The 7804-nt window shown below is 49.6% G+C and carries 4 protein-coding genes; 2 read left to right on the top strand and 2 right to left on the bottom strand.

The window, feature by feature from the left end; translation table 11 throughout:
- Positions 1–176 precede the first annotated feature (176 nt).
- Entirely contained in the window at positions 177–1418 is a 1242-nt protein-coding gene (locus Q1B04_RS17420; RefSeq protein ID WP_299761209.1) for an NAD(P)-dependent oxidoreductase, read from the bottom strand.
- Positions 1419–1655: 237 nt separating this feature from the next.
- Here Q1B04_RS17420 and gcvP point away from each other — a divergent pair, with 237 nt between their 5' ends.
- Both gcvP and Q1B04_RS17410 read left to right on the top strand, forming a co-directional pair.
- Positions 1656–4574, top strand: coding sequence for an aminomethyl-transferring glycine dehydrogenase (gene gcvP, locus Q1B04_RS17415; RefSeq protein ID WP_299761206.1), 2919 nt, complete (start codon positions 1656–1658; stop codon positions 4572–4574).
- Between the two features lie 253 nt (positions 4575–4827).
- On the top strand, positions 4828–5430 hold the full coding sequence (locus Q1B04_RS17410; RefSeq protein WP_299761203.1) for a DUF4136 domain-containing protein: 603 nt from the start codon (positions 4828–4830) through the stop codon (positions 5428–5430).
- A gap of 5 nt (positions 5431–5435) precedes the next feature.
- Here Q1B04_RS17410 and Q1B04_RS17405 read toward each other — a convergent pair whose 3' ends face one another.
- On the bottom strand, positions 5436–7715 hold the full coding sequence (locus Q1B04_RS17405; protein ID WP_299761200.1) for a TonB-dependent receptor: 2280 nt from the start codon (positions 7713–7715) through the stop codon (positions 5436–5438).
- Positions 7716–7804 lie beyond the last annotated feature (89 nt).

The raw sequence follows: 7804 nt of genomic DNA, 5'->3' as shown, positions 1-7804 counted from the left end.
TGATCAGCTGCCTGTCATCAGATGGCGCTTTTCAGCGGGCAAAAAAGAAGCCCGGCATTGCTGCGCGGGCTCCTTTTTTAGTTTCTATTTATCATTATCGCTCATACTATACTATACTATACTATACTATACTATACTATACTATACTATACTATACTATACTATACTATACTATACTATACCTCTTGCCTCTCCTTATTACTTATTGCACTGTCAGCATATTCTTGTAAGTAACTATAAAGGGGCATCAGCTTACCACTTTTAGCTATAGTACCTCGCGCTAGCATGCCACCTGCATCTCCGTTGAAAAACTGGGGGAATACATTATCTATTAAGTGGCGACCAAAGTCACGGGAGGCGTTGCGCGGAAGTTCGCAAGGTAGATTGTCCACGGCCATCACTGTTATATTGCTGGCTCGGAAGTATGGCTGCTCCAGTTCTCCTGTAGCCGGGTTGTAATCGTAGGCTGGCTCCTCTATTGTAGTAGCACGCTTGGTGGTAGGTATAGAGCCGTTCACATCACAGGTTATATCGGCAATGGTGTCTATTTTAAAATCCGGGTTGCGGGTGTCTTCTTCTGTAAAGAGCTTTGGTGCGCGTGGGTCCCAGTAGGCGCAGGCCATCAGCAGATCGGTAACTTTGGTAAATTTGCGAAAGGTACTCTTATATAAGTGTGGGTTGGCATAGAAGTCCGGCGAATCCCATACTTCTACATCGGGGCGGGCATTATAATCGCCGGAGTGCAGCTGGGCATAAACAGGCTCTGAGAACTGCTTGTACAGGTAGTCAAATACGCTCACCCTTCTTATCTCCATCTTATCGAGCACCTCCATAGCACCGCAGGCCACACGCCCGCCTCCGGTGATGGCAATTTTGATCGGCGGCAGTTTTACTTTAAAATACTCTTCCTGCATGTCCTCCATCTCATGGCAGAGGTAGGCCGGCTTTAGGTCAAATAGCTTATGCTTTTTGCCGTAGGTAAGTACTCCGTTATAAGCGCCCACAATGCCAGCGTATCGGCCAAAGGCAACTACCCGCTGCCCTTCCGGTGTTTTTAGCAGCTCGTAATCTATCAGGGTGATGTTCTTGTCAAGTATGGCCCGAAGCAGTTTGGCGTTATGCGGCTGCTTTTTTATAGTATGGGAAAAGAACAGATAGGTCTTATTCGGAACCAGCAACTCTACAGGCACCTCCTTCACCCCCATCAGCACATCGCAGTCAGATAAATCCTGCTGCAGCGGAATATCAAGCTCCTGGTACTCGGCGTCGGTAAAGCAACGGATACCACTTGGCTGCACCACCACCTGCATCGCTGCAAACTCCTGCATGGCCTCCACGCATTTTTTAGGAGTAAGTGGCACACGCTTGTCTACTGGTACTTTACCTTCTTTGATGATGCCGATCTTCAGGTTGCTCATAAGACTTTCAGGTTGAATTGTTGCCGTTGTTTTTGTGTTTGAATGTATAAACAAAAGCCGGTGCTCGCGCTTATACTTCAGGTTATTATACTCTGCTGCGCATCTTTAACTATTTAGCTTTGATGCTTCAATATAATAAAGTATTACTACTTTTGTAGCAAGAGTTAGGAACTGGCGACAGGCTGGCTTCCGAAGGAGCAGAAAACCCAAAAAATTCCAGACTAATATAACATCGTTATGATCTTTAAGACCAAACCTGCTGATGTATTTAAGGAGCGCCACAACGGCCCCGACAAAGAGCAAATGCAGGACATGCTGCGCACTATTGGCGCAGAAACACTGGACCAACTGATTGAGGAGACTGTACCAGCCGCCATCCGACTGAAGAAGCCTCTCAACCTTCCTGCCGCGCTTTCCGAGAGAGACTTCCTGAACAAGTTCTCACAGATCGCCAAGCAAAACAAAGTGTACAAGTCTTACATCGGGCTTGGCTACAACGATACTATTTTACCTCCGGTTATACTTCGTAATATTATGGAGAATCCGGGCTGGTATACTGCCTACACTCCTTACCAGGCTGAGATTGCACAAGGCCGACTGGAAGCGCTGATCAACTACCAGACCATGGTGATGGACCTGACAGGTATGGAGATCGCCAATGCTTCTTTACTGGATGAAGGCACTGCCGCTGCCGAGGCTATGGCTATGTTCTTCTCTCAGCGTAAAGGATCCCGCAAAAACGCTAACCGTTTCTTTGTATCGGAGCACGTGCTGCCACAGACAATTGATGTACTGATGTCGCGCGCTACACCGATAGGCATTGAACTGGTAATTGGAGACCACCGCGAGGTTGATTTCTCTGACGAGACTTTATTTGGTGCCCTGGTACAATACCCTGCTGCCGATGGTGCCATTTTCGATTATACTGACTTTATTTCTAAAGCGCACGCAAACGAAGCATTTGTAGCTGTGGCTGCCGACATTCTTTCGCTGACGCTGCTAACACCTCCGGGTGAGATGGGCGCGGATGCCGTGGTAGGCACTACCCAGCGTTTTGGCGTACCGATGGGCTTTGGCGGACCGCACGCAGCATACTTTGCTACCAAAGATACCTTTAAGCGCGTGATTCCGGGTCGTATTATTGGTCTTTCTGTGGACACAGAGGGTAACAAGGCTTACCGCATGGCCCTGCAGACACGTGAGCAGCACATCCGCCGCGAAAAAGCTACCTCTAACATTTGTACAGCACAGGTACTTCTGGCTGTTATTGCTGGCATGTATGCTGTATACCATGGCCCACGTCGCCTGAAGTATATCGGCCTGAACACGCACGTACTGGCGCAGCAACTAGAAAAAGGCCTGCAGGCACTTGGCTTTAAGCAGCAGAACGAGCAGTATTTCGATACACTGAAGATTGCCGTGGAAAGCGCTGAGTTGAGAGACGCTATCCGTACAGAGGCTGAGGCAGCTGGCATCAACTTCCGTTATTTTGGAGAGAACAACATCGGCATTTCACTGCACCAGAACACCGACCTGCAGGATGTGAAAGCTATACTGGCTGTGTTTGCGAAAGTGGCCGGCAAGTCTGCTGATGTGTTAAGTATAAATGAGCTTCCGGAGGAGACTGAAATTACCTGGGCAGAGAGCCTGATCCGTAAGAGCGACTACCTGACGCATTATGTGTTTAACGAGCATCACTCAGAGCACGAAATCCTGCGCTACATGAAGCACCTGGAGAATAAAGATATCTCTTTGGTTCACTCCATGATTCCGCTTGGCTCTTGCACCATGAAGCTGAACGCTACTGTCGAGATGATTCCGGTTACCTGGCCAGAGATCGGGCAGTTGCACCCATTTGCCCCAGCCGACCAAACCAAAGGTTATGAGCAGATCTTTACTGACCTGGAGGCTTGGTTATGTGAAATCACTCGTTTTGATGCTGTGTCGCTGCAGCCAAACTCTGGCGCACAGGGCGAGTATGCTGGTCTAATGGTAATTCGTGCTTACCATGAGTCGCGTGGCGATCATCACCGCAACATTGCTTTGATTCCTTCTTCTGCACACGGCACCAATCCTGCTTCTGCGGTAATGGCCGGTATGAAAGTAGTGATTGTGAAGTGCGATGAGAAAGGCAACATTGATGTAGCCGACCTACGTGCGAAAGCTGAGCAGTATAAAAATGAGTTGTCTTGCCTGATGGTGACGTATCCTTCCACACACGGTGTGTATGAGGAAAGCATCATTGAGATCTGCCAGGTTATCCACGACAACGGTGGCCGTGTTTATATGGATGGCGCCAACATGAACGCGCAGGTAGGTTTAACTTCTCCGGCGCATATCGGTGCTGACGTTTGCCACCTGAACCTGCACAAGACATTCTGCATTCCGCACGGTGGCGGTGGCCCTGGCATGGGCCCGATCGGTGTGGTGAAAGATCTTGCTCCGTTCCTTCCGGGACACGCGGTAAGAAAAATCAACGGCGAAAACGCTATTCACGCTGTATCTGCTGCTCCTTGGGGTTCTGCTTCTATCCTGCCGATATCTTATGCTTACATTGCCATGATGGGCGGTGAAGGTTTGACAGAGGCAACGAAGGTAGCTATTCTGAACGCCAACTATATTAAGGCACGCTTAGAGAAGCACTATCCGGTGCTGTATGTAGGCAAAAATGGCCGCTGCGCACACGAAATGATTCTGGATTGCCGCGAGTTTAAGAAGTTTGGCGTAGAGGTAGAGGATATCGCGAAGCGTCTTATGGACTATGGTTTCCATGCACCCACGGTATCGTTCCCGGTTGCGGGCACATTGATGGTGGAGCCAACAGAGTCTGAGGCACAGGAAGAACTGGACAGATTCTGTGATGTGATGATCTCGATCCGTGAGGAGATACGTGAGGTAGAAGCAGGAAAGGCTGACCAGAAAAACAACGTACTTAAAAACGCGCCGCACACAGCTAAAGTGGTGATGGTAGAAAACTGGGATCGCCCTTACTCTCGCGAGAAAGCGGTGTTCCCGATGGCTTACCTGCGCGACAACAAAGTATGGCCAACTGTTAGCCGCATCGACAGCGCCTACGGCGACCGTAACCTGGTTTGCTCTTGCGCCCCGATTGAAGCTTATGACGAGAATGGAAACGAGATGGTAGCCGTTGGCTAACCCGCTCCTGATTTTACAGCACAAAAGCCTGGCCATTTGGTCAGGCTTTTGTGTTTTTGGCCGATTCTTATCTTTATACTTTAGCCGCAGCCATTTTACTGATGCGTTAGCATAATACCGCCACTGCTAAGGCGTTTACTCAAAAAAATTTATCCATATATTTGTGCTGCTATACTTCTGTGCTTATAAATCAGTATACTATAACTAGAGGCGCAGCAGCCATGTATCATTAACAGCCCTTATTTAACACATCATGAAAACAAGCCATTTCTATACTTTCCTCCTGATACTTCTGACGTTAGCCAGCTGCTCCCGCATTCCTTCGGCTGGCAGGAAGTTCTTTTATGACCCTACTGTAGATTTCACGCGGTTCCGGACTTTTAACTGGTATACTGCAGAAGTACCTAAGCCTCGGGCAGGCGGTGCAGGCCCACAGTTTAACCTGCTGCTAGACCAGCGCATAAAAGAAGCCATTGCCAGCGAACTTGTAAAAGACGGCCTGCGCCCCGAAGTAGAGAACCCAAGTTTATTGATTGCCTATGATCTTGCCGTAGATACAAGCCAGGTACCGACTTTGGATTATACTTTTCCGGAAGGCTTTGGCTATGGCTACAGTTATTGGTTTGGCTATCGTTTTCGGTATGCTACAAACGGGATAACAGGCTACAGACCTATTCATAGCTTCCCGACGGGCACGCTTATTATTGATATTATCGACCCAACTACCAACCAACTGCTATGGCGCGGTTTTTCGGAAGCGGGCATCAACCCTACCTCTCAGGATATGGAGCGGATTAACCTGGCTGTGGCTGATATCATGGCAGAATTTCCACCAATACCCGACAGAAGGCGCTAAACAACTTATAAGTTATACTTCAGGCTAAGGCCGCCGTAGTAGTTACGCCCAGGTGCCGGCTGAAAAAACCGACCTCCAAACGCATTGAGGTCGTTGCCCAGACTATACTTTTTATCTGAAAGATTGTCTATACCGCTAAATAACTCCAGCCCAAAATGCTGCCCTAACTGTCGTTTTATACCCAGCCTAGCACCGGCCACCAAGTAACTGTCGGCATACACGGTATTCTCATCATTTAAAGGGATTTCATCTACGTAATTAGCTGTCAGGTTCAGGTATAAACCGAAGCTGGTGCTTACATCTAGGCCAGCAGTGGCGGCATGTGGCGCCACACCTGTTAGCTCGTTGCCGGAGTAGTTGTTCTCATTCTGCTGATACTCATCAAACCGGAAATGGCTGTAAGTATAGCTGGTCCATACTTTGAGCAGGCTCAGCTGCTGCGTAGGCTCATTTACCAAAGTATAACTTATATTCGCCTCGATGCCTTTTTGGTCGGTATTGCCCACATTCCTGAATACAGCCACACTGGATACATCCTGGCGGCTTACGATGGTTTCCTTTAACTTGAAGTAATAACCCACCACATCAAAGTATAAGTTGCCGCCTAGGCCAAAGCCACGAATGCCTGCCTCATAGTTGGTGCCCTTCTCAGCCTCCAGTTCCTCGTTCAGTTGCCCATCGGAAGTTAGGATTTCCTCTTCGGTTGGCGGCGAGAAGCCAGAACTAATGCTGGCATGTATACTTACCTGATCCGTTAGTTGCTTCAGCAGCGCCACCCTCGGCGACAGCACAGCTTCAAAATCGCGGTTATACTTGTAGTTGCCGCTGCTTACCTGGTGCAGGCGCGTGATTTCATACTTGGTATCGTTCAGGCTGAGCGCGGCTGTAGCAATTATATCGGCGGGCAGCTCAAACTCGGCCTGAGCAAAACCAAACCCGGACTTGGCAATCACTTCATCGTCGGTGCGCAGGTCGCCGGGCGTGCCGCTGTTGTTGTCATAGGTTCGGGCAGCTTCAAATCCACGCTGATACTCCCCGCCTGCCGTAAAAGTAGCGCCTATACTTCCGAGCTGCGCCTTGTAGGCAAAACTGGTTCGGCCGCCAAATTCCTGGTTCGTGTTGCGCTCATAGTCGGTGTTGAAAGGATGATTACGGAAACGGTGCAGGCCATAAACGGAGGTGGTGTTGCTGAACCTCTCATTGAAAGTATACTCCTGCTTCAGCCCCACATTTACTCCTCTTTGATTCATAGAGGCGTTCTGCGCCACACTTCCGAACATACCGCCGCGCGCCTGGCTTGGGTCTTCTGCATATTGCTCCTCTGTTAACCCGCCTGGCAACTCATAGTATAAATCAGAGTAAATCAGGTTAGCGGCCAAAGTGCGTTTATCAGACGGCTTAAACTCAGAACTTAGCAGCAGCACCTCACGGTCTACCGCCGACTGCTGCCGATGTCCGTCATACTCCTGCCGTGCATACTGCACCAGTATGCTGCTCTTTTCACTTCCTACGCGTGCCGTAGCAGTGTATCGCCTCAACCCAAAAGAGCCAGTCATCGCCCCTACTTCCAAAGACTGCTCTCCGGCAGCGGCACGCCGTGGCTCCAGCAGCACTGTGCCGCCTGTACCTGCTCCGTACATACTTCCGGTCGGGCCTTTCAGCACTTCTATACTTCCTATATTAGACGCATCCATTAAATTAAGCGCCGTAGTACCGTTTGCCTCTGTAAACGGAATGCCATCGTAGTATAGCTTTACGTTTCGGATGCCGTAAGGCGAGCGCAGGGCACTTCCACGTATTGAGATGCGGTAGCTGGCAGGTGCCCGCTCCTCCATTCTCACGCCTGGCACCGTATTTACCGCCCGCACAAGAGAGCTTTCATCGAAACGCTCTATCACCTCCCGCTCAATTATACTTACCGCCCCGGCAGTTTGCAGCAGCGGCCGGTTAGTTTCGTAGCCGGTAATCACCACCTCCTGCAGGCTGGCTGCATCCGGCTGCAGCAGCACCCGCAATTCCTGGCTGCCGCTAGGGCTGTTAATTATTTCTGTTCTGTAGCCGATATAGCTAAAAACAAGTCGCCTGGCAGCACCAGGTGTTGCCAAACTGAAATATCCGTTCTCGTTGCTGATGCCTTGCTCGCCTGAGCTGGCAGTAACTGTTACGCCCTGAAGCGGCTGCTCTGTACCGGCACCCAATACATAGCCGCTGTATAGCTCCTGCGCCTGCAGCACTTGCGGGAGCATCATCATCAAAAACAGGAAAAAAGTATAAGTATAACGCAATGAAATAGATGTTTAGTTGATTAATCAATCTGAAAACGGGTAAAGCCCCTGAAAGTTTAAAAGCATTTAGAAGAGCTGATGCCACAGGC

The organism is uncultured Pontibacter sp., from assembly GCF_947495565.1.
Taxonomy (GTDB): domain Bacteria; phylum Bacteroidota; class Bacteroidia; order Cytophagales; family Hymenobacteraceae; genus Pontibacter.
This window is presented reverse-complemented; position numbering and strand designations above follow the sequence as displayed.